Annotated in this window: 18 protein-coding genes; 11 read left to right on the top strand and 7 right to left on the bottom strand. The window is 70.7% G+C overall.

Annotation, left to right across the window (positions count from 1 at the left end):
- The coding region (locus AB0C38_RS40805; RefSeq protein ID WP_360683757.1) for a fasciclin domain-containing protein at positions 1-96 on the top strand (96 nt) is incomplete at its 5' end.
- Position 97: 1 nt separating this feature from the next.
- On the opposite strand, the gene AB0C38_RS40800 is transcribed toward AB0C38_RS40805, so the two are convergent.
- Positions 98-1,105: an LLM class flavin-dependent oxidoreductase gene (locus AB0C38_RS40800; protein ID WP_360683739.1), complete on the bottom strand. Its 1,008-nt coding sequence runs from the start codon at positions 1,103-1,105 to the stop codon at positions 98-100.
- Positions 1,106-1,327: 222 nt separating this feature from the next.
- Between AB0C38_RS40800 and AB0C38_RS40795 the strand changes: the two genes are divergently transcribed.
- Positions 1,328-1,996, top strand: coding sequence for a hypothetical protein (locus AB0C38_RS40795; protein ID WP_360683736.1), 669 nt, complete (start codon positions 1,328-1,330; stop codon positions 1,994-1,996).
- Positions 1,997-2,005: 9 nt separating this feature from the next.
- Here the strand turns inward: AB0C38_RS40795 and AB0C38_RS40790 are convergent, their stop codons facing one another.
- Positions 2,006-2,668, bottom strand: a complete 663-nt coding sequence (locus AB0C38_RS40790; protein ID WP_360683733.1) for a TetR/AcrR family transcriptional regulator C-terminal domain-containing protein — start codon at positions 2,666-2,668, stop codon at positions 2,006-2,008.
- 97 nt (positions 2,669-2,765) lie between these two features.
- Here AB0C38_RS40790 and AB0C38_RS40785 point away from each other — a divergent pair, with 97 nt between their 5' ends.
- Positions 2,766-3,734, top strand: coding sequence for an NAD(P)-dependent alcohol dehydrogenase (locus AB0C38_RS40785; protein ID WP_360683730.1), 969 nt, complete (start codon positions 2,766-2,768; stop codon positions 3,732-3,734).
- 34 nt (positions 3,735-3,768) lie between these two features.
- On the opposite strand, the gene AB0C38_RS40780 is transcribed toward AB0C38_RS40785, so the two are convergent.
- Complete coding sequence (locus tag AB0C38_RS40780) at positions 3,769-4,698, bottom strand: alpha/beta hydrolase (RefSeq protein WP_360683727.1); 930 nt, start codon at positions 4,696-4,698, stop codon at positions 3,769-3,771.
- A 229-nt stretch (positions 4,699-4,927) separates the two neighbouring features.
- On the bottom strand, positions 4,928-5,527 hold the full coding sequence (locus tag AB0C38_RS40775; RefSeq protein WP_360683724.1) for a QsdR family transcriptional regulator: 600 nt from the start codon (positions 5,525-5,527) through the stop codon (positions 4,928-4,930).
- Positions 5,528-5,605: 78 nt separating this feature from the next.
- Between AB0C38_RS40775 and AB0C38_RS40770 the strand changes: the two genes are divergently transcribed.
- Complete coding sequence (locus AB0C38_RS40770; protein WP_360683754.1) at positions 5,606-6,229, top strand: DsbA family oxidoreductase; 624 nt, start codon at positions 5,606-5,608, stop codon at positions 6,227-6,229.
- A 4-nt stretch (positions 6,230-6,233) separates the two neighbouring features.
- On the opposite strand, the gene AB0C38_RS40765 is transcribed toward AB0C38_RS40770, so the two are convergent.
- Both AB0C38_RS40765 and AB0C38_RS40760 read right to left on the bottom strand, forming a co-directional pair.
- Positions 6,234-6,419 carry a hypothetical protein gene (locus tag AB0C38_RS40765; RefSeq protein WP_360683721.1) on the bottom strand — a complete coding sequence of 62 codons (186 nt, stop codon included), beginning with the start codon at positions 6,417-6,419 and terminating at the stop codon, positions 6,234-6,236.
- A 326-nt stretch (positions 6,420-6,745) separates the two neighbouring features.
- On the bottom strand, positions 6,746-7,732 hold the full coding sequence (locus AB0C38_RS40760; RefSeq protein WP_360683751.1) for a LacI family DNA-binding transcriptional regulator: 987 nt from the start codon (positions 7,730-7,732) through the stop codon (positions 6,746-6,748).
- A gap of 129 nt (positions 7,733-7,861) precedes the next feature.
- Between AB0C38_RS40760 and AB0C38_RS40755 the strand changes: the two genes are divergently transcribed.
- From AB0C38_RS40755 to AB0C38_RS40725, 7 genes are all read left to right on the top strand, one after another.
- Positions 7,862-8,788: a sugar ABC transporter permease gene (locus AB0C38_RS40755; RefSeq protein ID WP_360683718.1), complete on the top strand. Its 927-nt coding sequence runs from the start codon at positions 7,862-7,864 to the stop codon at positions 8,786-8,788.
- 16 nt (positions 8,789-8,804) lie between these two features.
- Entirely contained in the window at positions 8,805-9,668 is an 864-nt protein-coding gene (locus AB0C38_RS40750; protein ID WP_360683748.1) for a carbohydrate ABC transporter permease, read from the top strand.
- A gap of 29 nt (positions 9,669-9,697) precedes the next feature.
- Positions 9,698-11,041, top strand: coding sequence for a sugar ABC transporter substrate-binding protein (locus AB0C38_RS40745; protein WP_360683715.1), 1,344 nt, complete (start codon positions 9,698-9,700; stop codon positions 11,039-11,041).
- A complete protein-coding gene (locus AB0C38_RS40740) occupies positions 11,038-12,573 on the top strand; it encodes an alpha-L-arabinofuranosidase C-terminal domain-containing protein (RefSeq protein ID WP_360683712.1) in 1,536 nt (511 codons plus the stop codon). The genes AB0C38_RS40745 and AB0C38_RS40740 overlap by 4 nt, the downstream gene beginning before the upstream one ends.
- Positions 12,566-14,308, top strand: a complete 1,743-nt coding sequence (locus AB0C38_RS40735) for a beta-galactosidase family protein (RefSeq protein WP_360683709.1) — start codon at positions 12,566-12,568, stop codon at positions 14,306-14,308. The genes AB0C38_RS40740 and AB0C38_RS40735 overlap by 8 nt, the downstream gene beginning before the upstream one ends.
- 72 nt (positions 14,309-14,380) lie before the next feature.
- On the top strand, positions 14,381-16,297 hold the full coding sequence (locus AB0C38_RS40730) for an RICIN domain-containing protein (RefSeq protein WP_360683706.1): 1,917 nt from the start codon (positions 14,381-14,383) through the stop codon (positions 16,295-16,297).
- A gap of 375 nt (positions 16,298-16,672) precedes the next feature.
- A complete protein-coding gene (locus AB0C38_RS40725) occupies positions 16,673-17,392 on the top strand; it encodes a GAF and ANTAR domain-containing protein (RefSeq protein ID WP_360683745.1) in 720 nt (239 codons plus the stop codon).
- On the opposite strand, the gene AB0C38_RS40720 is transcribed toward AB0C38_RS40725, so the two are convergent.
- Positions 17,352-18,347, bottom strand: coding sequence for an RNA polymerase subunit sigma-70 (locus AB0C38_RS40720; protein WP_360683703.1), 996 nt, complete (start codon positions 18,345-18,347; stop codon positions 17,352-17,354). The two genes, AB0C38_RS40725 and AB0C38_RS40720, sit on opposite strands and share 41 nt — an antisense overlap.
- Positions 18,348-18,350 lie beyond the last annotated feature (3 nt).

Raw genomic sequence — 18,350 nt, 5'->3', positions numbered from 1 at the left:
GTCAACGGCGCGAAGATCCTGTGCGGCAACATCCCCACGAAGAACGCGACGGTCTTCGTGATCGACAAGGTGCTGACCCCCGGCACCAACAAGTAGGTCAGGACTTCCGGCCGAGCTCGGGGCCGAGCCGTTCCGCGATGTCGGTGAGGATCTGCACGTAGTCTTCGTGTTCGAAGGTGAACGGCAGGGCGAAAGCCACCTCGTCGACCTCGCGGAACGCGGCGTGTGCGTGCAGCCGTCCGGCGATCTCGGCCGAGCTGCCGACGAAGTCGGGGGAGAACAGCATCCGCGCCGGGCCCTGTGGTTGCGCGGTGCGCGGCAGTCGCTTCGCGGCGTACGCCTCGTACTTGGCGCGCTGCTCCGGCGTCGCACTGTCGGTCGGGACGACGACCAGGCCCTGCGAGACGCGGGCCGCGTCGCCGGCCGGGTGCCGCTCGCGGAACGCCCGGATGTGCGACAGCTGGATCTCGGCGAAGTCCGTGCTCTCGCCGTCGGCCTTGACCACGCTGCTGGTCAGGAAGTTCATCGTGTGCTCGCCGGCCCACTCGGCCGAGCGGAGGCTCGCGCCGCCGTACCACAGGCGGTCGCCGAGCCCGGGTGCCTGCGGCTGGACCCGGTCGGAGAAGACCTCGAAGCCTTCGGTGCCGCTGAAGCCGGTCGCTGGCTTGCCGCGCACGAAGTCCAGCAGCCGTCGCACGCGGTCGTAGGAGAAGTCCTCGGCGTCGGCGGTGTCCGGGTAGAGGGCGCCCTTGACCTCGTCGTAGCGCATCGGCGGGCCGACGCTGATCCCCGGGTTGAGCCGGCCGCCGGAGAGCAGGTCGACGGTGGCCAGGTCTTCGGCCAGCCGCAGCGGGTTCTCCCAGCCGAGCGGGATGACGGCGGTCCCGAGCTCGATCCGGCGGGTCCGCTGCGAAGCGGCGGCCAGCACGGCGACGGGCGAGGAGATGCCGTGCTGCAGGTGCCGGTGCCGCACCCAGGCACTGTCGAACCCGAGCTGTTCCCCGAGCTCGACGATCTCGAGGGTCGACTCGTGCCCGCGCCGCGGGTCGGCGGGGTCGAACAGGCCGATGGTCAGGAAGCCGAGCTTCCGCAGGGGTCGCGACACCACACCGATTCTGCCCGCGGCCCGGGTCCGGGCCGCGGGCGTTCCACTGGGTGAGCACGTCACAGGGTCAGGGCCAGCGCGCCGATCGGCCCGCCGAACATTGCTCGACGGCTTGCAGGCGAAGCTCGGCGCGGGCCAGGCGAGCTGAGCCGCTTCGCCGCTCAGGCGATACGCGAAGGATGCGGTTCCGGCGGGTGAGGCGAGGACGATGGATGAATGCGAATGATCACCGTCGTCCTCGTTTCTTCGATAGTCGTCCTCGGTGCGCTTGCCGGGTTTTTTCTGGCCGTTTCCCAGCCGGGAACGGATATCAATCTCGAATTGGCCAAGGTGGCGATGAACCTGATCGCAGCCGTGCTGATAACCGGCGGCTTGTCCGCCATGCTGGCTCGGCACGCCGCGGACCGGGCGCAGCGCGAGCAGAAAGCGTCCGCGCTGGCAGGGGCGCTGCGAGAGCTCAAGGCGGGGTACGAGTGCGTTCAAATGGCGCGGTTCTTTCTCCGTGCCCGGACGACGGGCAAGACCTTCGGTGATCAGATCGAGGTGTTCGCGAAAGCGCGGGCGCACCTCCATCGCGTCCAGCGGGAGCGGTTCGTCCTCGATTCCGAGGTCGACGAGTACGTACAGCGGATGCTGGACTACCTGAACGGCGTGTTGAGCGAATACCAGGGCAACTACTCGCGCATCACGTCGGAAGGCCTCGCGGAGGAGCACCTCCGGCGGCGCGTCCTCGACGGGGCCGAAGCGAATCTCTCCACGGTCCCTCGCCTGCCCGCGAAGGAGTTCCCTGCCATCGCCGGGCTCGTCGACGAGAAGAACTGGAAGAAGACGGCCTTTCACGAGAACTACCGCCAAGCCAGAAAGCAGCTTCAGGCGTGGATGGCCGGGTGATCGCCGGGCTCAGGACGGGTCGCGCAGGCGGTCCAGGCCGTCGAGGATGACGTCCAGGCCGAACTCGAACTCCGTCTGGTCGTCGCACCAGCCCAGTGTCGACTCCGGGTCGTCGTGGGCGATCTCGCTCAGCATCCCCACCAGGTTCGGCAACTGCGCGGCCAGCTCCGCCGGCACGTCCGCGGACTCGCCGGCGGCCGGGTCGAACAGCTCCTGGCTGAACCCGAGCGCGCGGCTGCCGAGTGCGTGCAGGGCGTGGTGGACCAGGTCGTAGGAGAACCCGCCGTCGCGCATCAGACCGACCAGCGCGTCGTAGTACCTCAGCACCGCCAGGCTCGTCGACGACCTCGTTTCGAACAGCTCCGGCGCCCAGCGGTGGCGGAGGAACACCTGGCGCGCCGTGAGGATCCGCTGCCGGACCGCGCCCTGCCAGCCGGGTGCCGGCGGCACCGCGGCGACGGCGTCGTTGATCTCCTGGGCCACGACGTCGACGATCCCGTCGAGCACGTCTTCCTTCTTCGCGACGTGGTAGTAGAGCGACATCGCCTCGGCGCCGAGCTCCTCGGCGAGGCGGCGCATCGTCAGCGCCCGCAGACCGTGCTCGTCGGCGAGCTCGACCGCCGCGCGCAGCACGCGCTCTCGGCTCAGCGGGATCCGCGCTTCCGTGGTCACGCCCAAGATCGTACAAGGTAAGGCGCCGTTGACGGCCTTACGTTGTACGGCGTACCTTACGGCGTACGACTTACGACGTAAGATTCACGGAGGCGACATGAAAGCCCTGGTCCAGCACGTGTACGGCGCACCGGACAGCCTGACCTTCGAAGACGTCCCCGACCCCGTGCCCGCCGCCGGCGAGGTGCTGGTCCGGGTGCGGGCGACGTCGGTCAACCCGTACGACTGGCACTTCATGAGAGGCGAGCCCTATGTCGCGAGGCTGCTGCAGGGTGGGTTCGGGCTGCGCCGCCCGCGCGCCGGCATCCTCGGTTGCGACCTGGCGGGCCGGGTCAAGACGGCCGGCGTGCGCTTCCGGCCCGGCGACGACGTCTACGCGCTGCTGCCGAACGGCGCTTACGCCGAGTACGTCTGCGTGCGCGAGGACCTGCTGGCGCCGATGCCGCCGAGCCTCACCCACGCGCAGGCGGCGGCCATGCCGATGGCGGCCGTCACCGCGCTGCTCGCCCTTCGCGGTCTGGAAGCCGGGCAGCGAGTGCTGGTCAACGGCGCTTCCGGCGGCGTCGGCACCTTCGCCGTCCAGCTCGCCAAGGCGCTCGGGGCCCAGGTCGATGCCGTCTGCGGTGCGGCGAACGCGGACCTCGCCCGCTCGCTCGGCGCGGAGCACGTCGTCGACTACCGCTCGGAGGACTTCACGCGCATCGGGCGGCGCTACGACGTCGTGCTGGACATCGCGGGCAGCCGGTCGCTGGCGGCTTGCCGCCGGGTGGTGGAGCGGAGGGGCAGGTTCGTGGCCGTCGGCGGCCCGGCCGGGCGCTGGCTGCAGCCGGCCGGGCACGCTTTCGGGGTACTGGCCACCGGTCCGTTCGCCCGGCGGCGGGCGGTCCTCGCGGACGCGGTGGGCTGCCGGGACAAGAAAGCGGTGCTGGGTGAGCTGGCCGCGCTGACGGAGCGTGGCGCGCTCACGCCGGTGATCGACCGGAGCTACCCGTTCGACGACCTGCGCACCGCGATCGCGTACCAGGAAGCCGGGCACGCCAAGGGAAAGGTGGTCGTGACGCTGTGACGGGCCGGGAGGCGCCGGGCGCCTCCCGGCGTCGTCAGCCGTTGTGCGGGCAGTTGCCCCGGTAGTCCGAGATCGTCAGGCTCGTGCTCGGGATCGGGCACAGGAACTGGTCGTAGCGGGTGTCGTTGTCGAGGTAGCGCTTGAGCCAGGACAGCGTGTACTTCGCGATCGTCGTGTTCGACGAGTTCGGCGCGAAGTGGCTGGCGCCGCGCAGTTCGAGGTACGCGCGGTCCAAAGAGGACGACAGGCTCGTGTAGAACGGGATCGAGTGCGACGCCACCGGCGCGACGGCGTCGGACTGCGCGCCCACGACCAGCGTCGGCACGCGCAGGGACGACCAGTTCTTCGTCAGGTTCCAGCCGGTCAACGGGATCGCCGCCTGCAGGGACGGCCGCGAGCGCGCCGCCTCCAGCGTGCCGCCGCCGCCCATCGAGTGCCCGACGACGCCGAGCCGGCTGCTGTCGATCCGCGACCGCACCGAGCTCTGCTGGGTCAGGTAGTCCAATGAGGACAGCAGCTGCCTGCCCCGGCTGTCGGGCTGGTCGCTGGTGGTCAGGGTGTCGATGGTGAAGACCACGAAGCCCTGCGACGCGAGCCGCGGGCCCAGCCAGGAGATGCTCGACTGCGTGGCGGTGAAGCCGGGCGCGATCGAGATCGCGCCGAACGTGCCGGCGGTCGTGCTCGTCGGGTAGTAGATGGTGCCGCCGCCGAAGCCGGACACGGCCAGCCGGGACACCGAGGTCGTGGCCGTGGCGAAGGAGCCCCGGCTGGCCTCGATGCTGGACGTGCTCGGGTCGGGGCCCCGCTCGTACGGGTTCGCCGCGGCCGGGGCCGGCGAAGCCACCCCGGCCGTCAGGGCCAGTGCGGCCAGGACGACACCGGTGGCTTTGGCGCGCCACCCGCGGCGGCGGGAAAGTTTCTCACCCGGGCCAGACGACGTCGGCGGGCTGGTGAGTACGGACATGGATCGCTCTCTTTCCCCGGGCAGGCGGAAGCGCGCCCGGACACGGAAGGGCAGACCGATGGAACCGTTGCGCGGCAACGGAGGGCGTGCCGCGTACGGGGTGCGGGGTAACCGCTTTCCCGTCGCCTTATGAAACACTTAGGCGAAATGTTCCACAACGGCCGAACGGGTGAGGAGGTGACTGACTGGGCGCTTGCTCAGTGACCTCCGACGACCTCCGACGATCGCCTCAGTGGACGGCGACGGGCTCCAAAGCACCCCGGACCAGGGTGTCGAGCAGGGTGGTCGCGACGGTCAGGTCCACCGTGCGCGCGGCCAGGACGTCGGAGTAGAGGAACGACTCGCCGAGCCGGACCACGGCGAACGCCAGGTCCGGCAGGGGAACCAGCGGGGTCAGCCCGGTCGCTTCGGCGTCGGCGCGGAACAGGTCGACGTGCGCGTCGACCAGAGCGGGCTGGACCGCGCCGCGCGGATCGGTCAGCACGCGCAGCGCCACCGTCGACTCCGTGTCGAACAGCTTGCGCATGCCCTCGTTGGCGGCGACCTCGCGGCGGTACTCCTCCATGACCCACAGGGACCGCAGCCGGCCATCCGGGGTCCGCGCCTCGTCGCCGTACTTCGTGCGCCAGTGGTCGAGCGCGCGCTGCCAGGTCCGCTCCGACAGGAGGCTGAGCCCGGCGCCCATCAGGTCGTCGCGGTTGCCGACGCGGCGGAAGAACGTCGTGCGCGAGATCCCCAGCTCGGTCGCCATCCGGCCGAGGTCGAGGCGGGTTCCGGCGAACAGCAGCCGGGCCGCGTGCCGGACGATGTCGTCGGTCGAGACGGTCACCCCGTCCACCCTAGTCCGGGCCGGTTACCTTGAAGTGCGTGCCACCACTGGGGTTAACGTGGAGTGGTGCGCGTAGACATCTGGTCCGATCTCGTCTGTCCCTGGTGCTATCTCGGCAAGCGTCGCTTCGAGCGGGCGGTCGCCGAGCTCGGCGTCGACGTCGAGGTGGTGCACCACTCGTTCCAGCTCGACCCGTCGTTCCCGCGGGGCACGTCCCGGCCGACCCGCGAGATCATCTCCGAGAAGTACGGCCGGACGCTCGAAGAAGCCGACGAGATGGAGGCGCAGATGGAACAGCGCGCCGCCGCCGACGGCCTCGAGTACCACCTCGGCGGTGTCCACCTGGGCAACACCGTGGACGGCCACCGCCTGGTCCACCTCGCCGGCGAGCGCGGGCTGGCCGACGCCGTCGTCGACCGCTTCTACCGCGCGCACTTCACCGAACAGCGGTCGATCTTCGACCGCGGCTCGCTGGTCGAGCTGGCCGCCGAAGCCGGGCTCGACGCCGCCGAAGCCCGCGCGGTCCTCGAGTCGGACGCCTACGAAGCCGAAGTCGTGGCGGACGGCGAACAGGCCCGGGCGCTCGGCGCGACCGGGGTCCCGTTCTTCGTGTTCGACGAGCGGTTCGGCGTCGCCGGCGCCCAGTCACCCGAGGTGTTCACCCAGGTGCTCCGGCGCGCGCTGGAGCCCGCGGCGGGCTGAGGGCTCAGCGACGGCGGCGGCTCCGGGAGAACCGCGAACGGTCGGTCGCGACGCCGGCCAGGTGCAGGGCGACGCACAGCAGCCCGGCCGTGGTCAGCGTCCCGGTCGTGATGACCGGGCCGAGCCCGAACCCGGCGAGCTCCATGATCAGGGCGAGCCCGAAGAGCACGGCGGCGAGAATGGCGAGCATGACGGCCTCGTTTTCCGTGGCGTAGGGCCAAATGGTCCACACCACTGCGACGTTCGCGGATGCCGGGGATCCGGTCCGGTGGCCAGTAGTTCCCCGGGTCCCGCACGCCGAAACCGAAAAGGCGGCACGGGTAATCGGCGGGGCGGCTCGCGGGGTTGTGCCTGGACGGTCGGCTCGCGTACCTGGGGAGTCGGCTGGCGTGCCTGGACGGTCGGCTCACCGATCCGGTCGACGGCGGCGAAAGCTTTTGCGCGTGGCGGCGCCCCCCGTCTTCCACGCTACCGGCGGGCACCGACAGTTTTGGCGTGCCGCCGTGATGCGGGAGGTCAGGCCGGTGGGGGTGCCGTGCTCGACCGGACCACCAGCTCCGTCGGCACCGTCACCGGCTCGCCCACCTCCGCGCCCGTCTCGATCTCGGCCAGCAGTGCGGAAACCGCGTGGTGGCCGACCGCTTCGAACGACTGGCGGATCGTTGTCAGCGGGGGCCAGAAGTGGGCCGACTCCTCCATGTCGTCGAACCCGACCACGCTGACGTCGGCCGGCACCGGCCGGCCCGTCTCGTGCAACGCGCGCAGCAGGCCCAGGGCCATCTGGTCGTTCGCCACGAACACCGCCGTCACCGACGGGTCGGCCGCCAGCTCCAGTCCCGCCTGGTAGCCCGACGAAGGGGACCAGTCGCCGACGAGGACCGGGGGCACGAAGCGGCCCGCCAGCTCCAAAGTGGCCCGCCACGACTTCCGGCGGCGCTCGGCCGAATACGACTGCGGTGGCCCCGCGATGTGCCAGACCGTCTCGTGGCCCAGCTCCAGCAGGTGCCGGGTCGCCGTGGCGGCGCCGTCGGCCTGGTCGGTGTCGACCACCGGGTAGTCGTAGCGGGCGCTCGAATCGATCACCACCACCGGCAGCCCGTGCGGCAGCTCGATCGCGCTCTGGTCGAGCTGGTGCTGCTCGATGAGGATGATGACGCCGTCGACGGCCTGCTCGTTCAGCTTGCTGAACGCCCCCGTCACCTCGCCCTGCGTCGGGCGCGTCACCGGCATCAGGATGATCGAGAACCCCTCCGGCACGACCGCCGCCGCGATGGCGTCGAGCGTGCGGCTGTTGCCGAACGTCGGCAGCGCCGAGATGATCACGCCGATGCTGCGGAACTTGCCGTTGCGCAACGCGCGCGCGGCACTGTTGGGCCGGTAGCCGATCCGGCGCATCGCGGCGAGGACGCGCTCGCGGGTGGCGTCGTCCACATTGGTCTTGCCGTTCGCCACGCGGGACACCGTCTGGCCGGACACGCCCGCCTCGCGCGCCACGTCGGCCATCGACGGTCCACGGCGGGGGGATGCAGCCGGCACGGGGTCTCCTCGGTGTCCTGGACATGTTTACGTCAACACGTTACCCTCCGACCGTCCATGTTGACGTAAACATCCACGTGAACCACCGGAGGGACGATGACGTCCACAGCGGCTCCGCCCGTTCCGGCGCCGCCCCGCGCGACCGTGGCCCGCCGGCCCCGGCGGAAGTGGCGAGGCTGGCTCTTCGTCGCTCCCTTCATGCTGGTGTTCGCGCTGACGTTCATCGCGCCCGTCGTGTATGCGTTCGTGCTCAGCCTCTTCCGTGACCAAGCCTTCTTCGGCGGCACGGTGTTCGTCGGCGCCGACAACTACGCGCAGGTGCTCGGCGACCCGAAGTTCTGGGAGTCCTTCGAGCGGGTGCTGGTGTTCCTCGCCGTGCAGGTGCCGATCATGCTGCTGCTCGCGCTGGTCGCGGCGCTGGCGATCGACAGCGCCCGGCTGCACGCCGCCGGGTTCTTCCGGATCGTGATCTTCCTGCCGTACGCGGTGCCCGCCGTGGTCGCCACGCTGATGTGGGGCTTCATCTACGGCGACCACTTCGGACTCGCCGCCGACCTCAACCACCTGCTCGGCACCGACGCGGTCAAGCCGTTGTCCCAAAGCTGGCTGCTCACCTCGATCGGCAACGTCGTGACCTGGGAGTTCGTCGGCTACAACATGTTGATCTTCTACTCCGCGCTGAAGGTGATCCCCACGGAGCTGTTCGAGGCGGCCGCGATCGACGGCGCCGGCACGTTCCGCGTGATCCGGTCGGTCAAGCTCCCCGCGATCCGCGGCGCCATCGTGATCGCCACGATCTTCTCGATCATCGGCAGCTTCCAGCTGTTCAACGAGCCGAACATCATGCGCAACCTGGTGCCGAACATCATCGGCACCTTCTACACGCCCAACATGTACGCCTACAACCTCTCCTTCGCCGGCCAGCAGTACAACTACTCCGCCACGGTCGCGATCGTGATGGGCGTGATCACCGCGATCATCGCCTACGTCGTGCAGCTGCGCGGTTCCCGGAAGGAGATGTGACGTGGCCGCTGTTCCGATGAAAACGCTCTCGGTGACGCGGCCCCGCAAGTCGCGCACGCTCACGGCCGTCATGGCGCTGTACCTGGTCTACACCCTCATTCCGCTGGTGTGGCTGGTGATCAACGCGTCCAAGACGCAGCCGGCGCTGTTCTCGACGTCCGGCCTGTCCTTCGGCGGCCCGTTCGCCCTCTTCGACAACATCGGCCAGACGTTCTCCTACAACGACGGCATCTTCTTCCGCTGGCTGGGGAACACCCTGCTGTACGTCGTGGTCGGCGCCGGCGGCGCGACGATCCTCGCCACCGCGGCGGGCTACGGCCTGGCCAAGTACCGCTTCCCCGGCCGCCGGGCGGTGTTCGCGATCGTCCTCGGCGCGGTGGCCGTCCCCACGACGGCGCTCGCCGTGCCGACGTTCCTGATGTTCAGCAAGCTCGGGCTGACGAACACGCCGCTGTCCGTCATCATCCCGTCGCTGATCAGCCCGTTCGGCCTCTACCTGATCTGGGTCTACGCCGCCGACGCGATCCCGGACGAGCTGATGGAGGCGGCGCGGATCGACGGCGCGGGGGAGCTCCGGATCTTCCTCACCGTGACCCTGCGCCAGCTGGTGCCCGGGATCGTGACGGTCGCGCTGTTCACGATGGTGCAGACCTGGAACAACTACTTCCTGCCGCTGATCATGCTCAGCGAGCCCAAGTGGTACCCGCTGACCGTCGGGCTCAACCAGTGGAGCGCGCAGGCGAACGGCGCCGGCGCCCAGCCGATCTTCAACCTGGTGCTCACCGGGTCGCTGCTCACCATCATCCCCCTCGTCATCGCTTTCCTGTTCATGCAACGGTTCTGGCAATCGGGGCTGAGCGCGGGGAGTGTCAAGCAATGAGCCGTCACACCGTCGTGAAGGGACACTCGATGTCACGCATCCGCAGTCGCGCCAAGGCGTTCGCCGCCGTGGCGCTCGCCGCCGCCGTCGCGGTCGGCTGTTCGTCCGGGGGCTCCACGGCCGGGCCCGCGGCCGCCACCGGCACCCAGGACTCCGTCGACGCCGCGCTCAAGGCCGGCGGGACGATCACGTACTGGAGCTGGACGCCCTCGGCCAAGGACCAGGTCGCCGCGTTCGAGCGGGAATTCCCGAACGTCAAGGTGAACTACGTCAACGCCGGGACGAACAAGGACGAATACACCAAGCTGCAGAACGCGATCAAGGCCGGCTCCGGCGCGCCGGACGTCGCGCAGATCGAGTACTACGCCCTCCCGCAGTTCGCGCTGACGGACTCACTCGTCGACCTGAACCAGTACGGCTTCGGGTCGTTCGAAAAGGACTACAGCGCCTCGACGTGGGCCCAGGTCAAGAACGGCAACGGGGTCTACGGCCTGCCGCAGGACTCCGGGCCGATGGCGTTGTTCTACAACAAGGAAGTCTTCGACAAGAACGCCATCGCCGTGCCGAAGACGTGGGAGGAGTACATCGCCGCGGCGAAGAAGCTGCACGCGGCCGATCCCACCAAGTACATCACCTCGGACACCGGTGACCCCGGGTTCGCGCTGAGCATGATCTGGCAGGCCGGTGGGCACCCGGTCAGCGTCGACGGCCGGAACGTGAAGGTGAACTTCGCCGACGCGGGCAGCAAGAAGTGGACCGCGATGTGGGACCAGCTGATCCAGGGGAAGCTGCTCGCCCCGGTCAAGGAGTGGTCCGACGACTGGTTCCGCGCCCTCGGTGACGGCACCATCTCCTCCCTGGTCACCGGCGCCTGGATGCCGGGCAACTTCATCTCGTCGGTGCCCGGGGGCAGCGGCAAGTGGGCGGTGGCGCCGATGCCGACCTACGACGGGCAGAAGGCGGTCACCGCGGAAAACGGCGGCAGCACGCAGTCGGTGCTCAAGCAGAGCAAGAACCCGGCGCTGGCCGCGGCGTTCGTGCGCTGGCTCAACCACGACGGCGGCGTCCAGCCGTTCATCAAGAGCGGCGGCTTCCCGTCCACCACGGCCGACCTGACCTCGCCCGCGTTCGTCGACCAGGCCGTGCCGTACTTCGGCGGCCAGAAGGTCAACCAGGTGCTGACCCAGGCGTCGAAGGACGTCGCGCCGGGCTGGACCTACCTGCCGTACCAGACCTACGCCAACAGCGTCTTCAGCGACACCGCGGGCAAGGCCTACCTGAACGCGACCGGGCTCGACGCCGGGTTGGCGGCCTGGCAGCAGGCGATCGTCGACTACGGCAACCAGCAGGGCTTCACGGTCAGCGCCGGATGAGCGTCCGGATCGAAGGCGACGCGGGCGAGGTGATCGGCCCGGTCCCGCGTCGCCTGTTCGGCTCGTTCGCCGAGCACCTGGGCCGGTCCGTCTACACGGGACTGTACGAGCCGGGGCACTCCACTTCGGACGGACGCGGCTTCCGCGGCGACGTCCTGGAGCTGGTCCGGGAGCTGGGGCCGACCGTGGTCCGCTACCCCGGCGGCAACTTCGTCTCCGCGTACCGCTGGGAGGACGGCGTCGGGCCGGAGCGGCCGGCCCGGCTCGACCCCGCCTGGCACAGCGTGGAGTCCAACCGCTTCGGCCTGCACGAGTTCGTCGCGTGGGCCGAAGCCGCGGGAACCGAGGTGATGTACGCCGTCAACCTCGGCACCCGCGGCATCCAGGAGGCCGCCGACGTCCTCGAGTACTGCAACCACGCGAGCGGCACGGAGCTGAGCGAGCGGCGGCGCGCGAACGGCGCCGACCGCCCGTTCGGCTTCAAGCTGTGGTGCCTCGGCAACGAGATGGACGGCCCGTGGCAGATCGGCCACAAGACGGCCGGCGAGTACGGCCGCCTGGCCGCCGAGACCGCCCGGCTCATGCGGATGATCGACCCGGACGTCGAGCTCGTCGTCGCGGGCAGCTCCCACGCCGAGATGCCGACGTTCGGCGAGTGGGAACGCACGGTGCTGCGCCACACCGCCGAACTGGTCGACCACATCTCGCTGCACGCCTACTACCAGGAGCTGCACGGCGACACCGACAGCTACCTCGCCAGCGGGGCCGCGCTGGACCGCTACATCCGCACGACGGCGGGGATCATCGACGAGACGCTCGCCGAGCTGGGCCTCGAGAAGAAGATCGGGATCAGCGTCGACGAGTGGAACGTCTGGGACCTGCGCCGCTGGACCGAGGTCGACCAGGCGCGGCTCGCCGAAGGCGGCTGGCGGGAGCACCCGCGGATCATCGAAGACGACTACACGGTCACCGACGCGGTCGTCGTCGGCTCGCTGCTCAGTTCCCTGCTGCGCAACGTCGACCGCGTGACCATGGCGAACCAGGCGCAGCTGGTGAACGTCATCGCGCCGATCCGCACCGAGCCCGGCGGCCCGGCCTGGCGGCAGGCGACGTTCCACCCGTTCCGGCAGGTCGCCGCGCTGGCGAGCGGGGTCAGCCTGCGCCTGACCGTCGAGGGCGAGCGCCTCCGGACCGCCCAGCACGGCGAAGTCGACCTCGTCGACGTCGCCGCGACGGCCGGGGAGTCCGGGCGTGGCGCGGTGTTCCTCACCAACCGGGCCACGGCGTCGCCGACCGAGGTCCGGCTGCGCCTGCGCGGCGCGCGGTACGGCGTGTACGCCGCCGAAACCCTGACCACGCCCGACGGCGAGACGCGGCACGCCGTCAACACCGCCGGCTCACAACCGGTCCGGCCGGTGCCCCTGCCCGGCACCGCCGTGACGTCCGACCCCGGGGGGACGACCATCACCGTGACACTGCCACCCTTGTCCTGGACCGTGCTCCAGCTGTGCCCGGAGGACGGCCATGCCTGAGTTCGTGATCGGGGAGAACGACTTCCTGCTCGACGGCCGGCCGTTCCGGATCCTTTCCGGGGCCCTGCACTACTTCCGGGTGCACCCGGACCTGTGGGCCGACCGGATCGACAAGGCCCGGCGGATGGGCCTGAACACCATCGAGACCTACGTCCCGTGGAACGCGCACGCCCCGTCGCCGGGCACGTTCGACCTGTCCGGCGGGCTCGACCTCGACCGGTTCCTGCGGCTCGTCGCCGACGCCGGGATGTACGCGATCGTCCGGCCCGGCCCGTACATCTGCGCGGAGTGGGACAACGGCGGCCTACCGGCGTGGCTGTTCCGCGACCCGTCGGTCGGGGTCCGCCGGTACGAGCCGAAGTACCTGGACGCGGTGCGCTCGTACCTCACGAGCGTTTACGAAGTCGTCGTCCCGCACCAGGTCGACCGCGGCGGGCCGGTGCTGCTGGTCCAGATCGAGAACGAGTACGGCGCGTTCGGCGACGACAAGCGGTACCTGCGGGCCCTGGCCGAGCACACGCGGGCGGCCGGGATCACCGTGCCACTGACCACAGTGGACCAGCCGGACATGCTCGAAGCGGGCAGCCTGGAAGGGCTGCACCGCACCGCGTCCTTCGGCTCGAACGCGGAGGCGCGGCTCGCGACCCTGCGCGCCCACCAGCCCACCGGGCCGCTGATGTGCAGCGAGTTCTGGAACGGCTGGTTCGACCACTGGGGCGCCCACCACCACACGACGTCGGCGGCGGACGCGGCGGCCGAGCTCGACGCGCTGCTCGCCGCGGGCGCGTCGGTCAACCTCTACATGTTCCACGGCGGCACCAACTTCGGGCTCACCAGCGGCGCGAACGACAAGGGCGTCTACCAGCCGCTCGTCACGTCGTACGACTACGACGCGCCGCTGGACGAAGCCGGCGACCCGACGCCGAAGTACCACGCCTTCCGCGACGTGATCGCCCGCTACCACAAGGTTCCCGACACCGTCCCGCCGCCGGCGCAGCCCGCGCCGGCTTTCGAGTCGGTGCTGCGCGACCCGGTCCGGCTGCTCGACGCCCCGGACCGCTGGGGCACCTGGGAGTTCCACGAAGAGCTGCCCGCGTTCGACGACCTGACGCCGATGCCGCGGCTCGCCCTGCTGCGCACGACCGTTTCGGGCGACCGGCCGGGCGTCCTGACGTTCGGCGAGGTCCGCGACCGCGCGACGGTGTTCTTCGACGGCGAGCCGGTGGGCACACTGCTGCGGGAGCACCACGACCGCGCGCTCGCGCTGCCGCGGGCGAACGGCGAGCTGCTGGTGCTGGTCGAGGACCAGGGCCGCGTCGACTACGGCCCCCGGATCGGCGAGGCGAAGGGCCTCATCGGCGGCGCGTCGCTGCACGGCGAGCCGCTGGCCGGTTGGGACGTGCTGCCGCTCGACCTGGACGCGCTGCCCGCGCCGCTCGCGACGTCCACTGTGGAAGGTCCGGTCGCCGGCCCGGTGCTGCTGCGCGCGTCGTTCGAGGTCGAAGCGTCCGGGGACCTCTTCCTCGACACCGGGGAATGGGGCAAGGGTCTCGCGTGGCTGAACGGTTTCCCGCTCGGCCGGTACTGGCGGCGCGGGCCGCAGCGGACGTTGTACGTGCCGCGCCCGGTCGTCCGCGCGGGGGCCAACGAACTCGTCGTGCTCGAACTGGGCACGATGCTCGACCCGGCGGCCCGGTTCGTGCCGCGGCCGCTGCTGGGACACACCGAGGCCTGAGAAGTCCCCACCGGAACGAAGGGCAGATCGACGATGAAACGATTGCTCACCGTCCTTTGTGTACCTCTTGTCGTGACAGGGATCGTCGCGGCACCGGCCGCCGCGGCGACCGCGGTGACCGTGAGACCCGACCCCGCCTACCGGCAGCAGCCGTTCGAAGGCTGGGGCTCGAGCCTGGCGTGGATGGCCGAGGCGACCGGCGGCTACCCGGATCCGGTGCGGAACAAGCTGGCCGACCTCGTTTTCGGCGCCGACGGGCTGAACCTGAACATCGCCCGCTTCAACGTCGGCGGCGGCAACGCCCCGGACGTCCCGTCGTACCTGCGTCCGGGTGGGGCGGTGCCGGGCTGGTGGAAGGCGCCGGCCGGGACGACCCGCGCCGACAAGGACTGGTGGACGCCCGGGAACCCCGCCGAGTTCGACGCCGCCGCGGACCCGAACCAGCGCTGGTGGGTGGACCGCGTCAAGAACCGCGTCACGAAGTGGGAGGCGTTCAGCAACTCGCCGCCGTACTTCCAGACCGTGTCGGGGTACGTCTCCGGCGGCCTCGACGCGACGGACGAACAGCTGCGTCCCGACAAGATCGGCGAATTCACGGCGTACCTGGCGCAGGTGGTGCGGACCCTGGAACGCGCGCACGGCATCAAGTTCTCGTCGGTGAACCCGCTGAACGAGCCCAACACGATCTACTGGAAGACGACGCTCGGCGCCGACGGAAACCCGACCGGCGGCCGGCAAGAAGGCGCGCACATCGGGCCTTCGGTCCAGTCGCGGCTGATCCCGGCGATGGCCGCGGCCCTTCCCAGGAAGGTGGTTTCCGCGCCCGACGAAACCAACCCGGACATCTTCGCCGCGGACTGGGCGGGCTGGTCCGCCGAGGCGCGGGCGGCGGCGGGCCGGCTGAACGTGCACACCTACGGCACCGGCAACCGGCCGATCCCGCGCGACATCGCCAAGGGCGCGTCGAAGCCGCTGTGGATGAGCGAGGTCGGCGGCAGCTGGCTCGACCGGCAGGACTTCACCAGCATGGACCCGGGGCTCGGGCTGGCCGGCCAGATCACCGACGACCTGCGGCTGCTCGAACCGAGCGCGTGGGTGAGCTGGCAGCCGATCGAGGACTACGACAACATGAAGCCCGGCGGGGAGTCCGCGGCCGGGATGAACTGGGGCGAGATCCAGGTTCCGTTCAACTGCACGACGTCCGACTGTCCTATCCGGACGAACACGAAGTTCGACACCATGCGGAACTTCACCCACTACATCCGGCCGGGTGACCGGCTGATCGCGTCGAACGACACCGCTTCGACGGCCGCGATGCGCGGCGACGCCCTGTCGTCCGTGGTCCACATCAACTCGGGCACGGCGGAGCAGGACGTCACGTTGGACCTGTCCGGGTTCGGGTGCGTCCGGCCCGGCGCTTCGGTGACGCCGGTCGTCACCGACGTCAACGGGGCTTTGCGGCGGGGCAAGCCGGTGCGGGTGACGTCGGCCCACGCGACGCTGCGGGTCCCGGCGCGGTCGGTGACGACGTTCCTGGTCGACGGCGTCTCCTCGACGGCAGCGGGAACCGGACTGGGCTCGGGCAAGCCGTTCACGTTCACCGGGGTGCAGAGCGGCAAGTCGCTGTCGGCGGAGGGTGGTTCGCTGGTCCAGCGCACGACGGACGCATCGGCGGCCGCTCAGCGCTGGACGTTGACCGACCGCACGGGCCGCTACGGCAACCGCGACCGGTTCACGGTTGCCAACGCCGGCACGGGCCAGGTGCTCACCACGGCCGGCGGCGCGGTGACGCTGGCCCCGCCGGGAACCTCGGGCGCGGCCGCGCAGTGGACGCTGTCGACGACCGGCGACGGGACGTGGACGTTCGTCAACGCCGCGGACGGGCAACTGCTGGACGTCACCGGCGAGTCCCGTGAAGACGGCGCCCGCATCGGCCTGTACCGCCCGACGAACGGCCCCAACCAGCGCTGGCAGGCGGTCCCCCACTGACCCAAGCGCCCCAATGTGGCCTTGGTTGCGTTGACCGCACCCAAGGGGCCCTTCGGTGCGTTGAACGCACCGAAGGCCACATTGGGGCGCTTGACCGGCACTGTGGACAACTGGCCGATCGCGCGCGGCCGGCGCCGAGATTTGTCGGTGCCCTCCGCTAGCGTGGAAACCGGGGGCTGCTCAGGCGCGTCCCCGGCTCGGCCGCCCCTACCCGCCGGGAGCGGCATCGGACTCGGCTCCGGCGGCCGCTAGAATTCTCGCGGACCCGTTGAAACGCCAGCGGTGGTCTCGGTTGACGCTGCTGGCGAGCTCTTTCCCGTTGCTCGCCACTCGACGCAGGGGAGGGGTGGGGCTGTGCCGACCACTGGCGACGGCATGGCGGAGCGGGTCGACGAGCTGAACGCCGTGCTGGCGGACCTCGTCGGTGTCCTCGAATCGGTGTCCGACACCCCGGTTCTGCTCGACGCCGTCTGCGGCGAGGCGGTCCGGGTGGTGCCCGACGCGGACCTGGCGAGCATCGTGGTGGTCCGTGACGGCGTGACCCGGACCGCGGCCTTCACCGACGAGCGCGCCCGGCGCATCGACGACGTGCAGTACGCGGCGGGCGACGGTCCCGGGCTGCTCGCGGCGCTCACGGGCGAGGTCGTGCGGGTCGCGGTCGGCGACACGGGCGAGCGGTGGCCCGAGTTCGTCCTCGCGGCCAAGGACCTCGGCGTTGGCAGCTACCTGGCGGTGCCGCTGCGCGTGGACGACACGCTCGTCGGCGCGATCACGCTGTTCGGCTTCGGAGCCCACGGCTACCACGAGTTCGACACGAAAGTGTTGCGGCTGTTCACGTTGTGCGTGGAAACCGTCCTGCGGCTGACCCGCCGCTACCGCGAGGCCCGCCTGCTCGCCGACGAGCTCCGGCACGCGATGGAGACGCGCGCGGTGATCGAGCAGGCCAAGGGCATGCTCATGCTGATCCACCGGGTCAACGAGGACACGGCGATGCAACGCCTGATCGTCGAGTCGCAGCACACGAACACGAAGCTGCGCGACGTCGCGGCGCGCTTCACGGAGAGGATGAGCTCGGCGGGCGGCGGCCGGCCTTAGTGAAGAGCAGCCCGGCGTCCTCCACTGCCGAGCCGGTCGCCGCGAAGACCGGGACCAGCGCCGGGTCGTTGAACGCCGTGATCCGCGCGATCTTGGCGCCGATCAGCGTCAGCACCTGGACGCCGTGGGCTTCGAACCGTCCGGCCCCGGTCGCCGCGTACTCGAGCAGGGCCGGCTGGCCGTTCGCGTGCGTCGGCACCAACCGCCAGGCTCCCGGGCGCAGCACGCGGCGACCCAGGAACCCGGCGACCGCGTCCCGGCCGGTGAACCACGTCGGGATCGGCGGCATCTCCAGCTCGACGTCGGCGCGCAGCAACGTCACCAGCGCGCCCGGGTCGGGCCGGACGAACGCGTCGACGTAGCGGTCGAGCAAAGGGCCGTGCCCGGCCGGCTCGGTGAGGTCCGCCGCCACCGGGCCCGCCTCGGCGAGCCGGCCGCGGGCCCGGCGCAGCGCGCTGTCCACCGCCGCGGGGGTCGTGCCGAGCATCTCGGCGACCTCGCCGGTGTGGAACGCCAGCACGTCGCGCAGGGTCAGCACGGCCCGTTGCCGGGCGGGCAGGAGCTGCAGCGCGGCGATGAACGCCAGCCGCACACCGGCGCGGCCGGCCACGACGGCCGCCGGGTCGAGCAGCGCGTCGGGGATCGGCTGGAGCCACGGCACCGACGGGTCCGCCGCCGCGACGGCCACCCGGTGGTCGTCCGCCGGCGCGCCCAGCCCCGACGGCAGCGGCCGCCGGGCCCGCGTCTCCAGCGCCGTCAGGCAGGTCGTGGTGGCGATCTTGTACAGCCAGCGCCGCACCGAAGACCGGCCCTCGAAGCCGCCGAAGGCGCGCCACGCCCGCAGGTACGTCTCCTGCACGAGGTCCTCGGCGTCGTGGATCGAGCCGAGGAGGCGGTAGCAGTGCGCGAGCAGCTCGGGCCGGAACTGCTCGGTGCTGGCGGCGAAGTCGGGCATGGC

It is taken from the genome of Amycolatopsis sp. NPDC048633 (assembly GCF_040650695.1).
Lineage (GTDB): Bacteria > Actinomycetota > Actinomycetes > Mycobacteriales > Pseudonocardiaceae > Amycolatopsis.
Note: the sequence above shows the minus strand (reverse complement) of the source record. Positions and strands in the feature narration are given on the sequence as shown.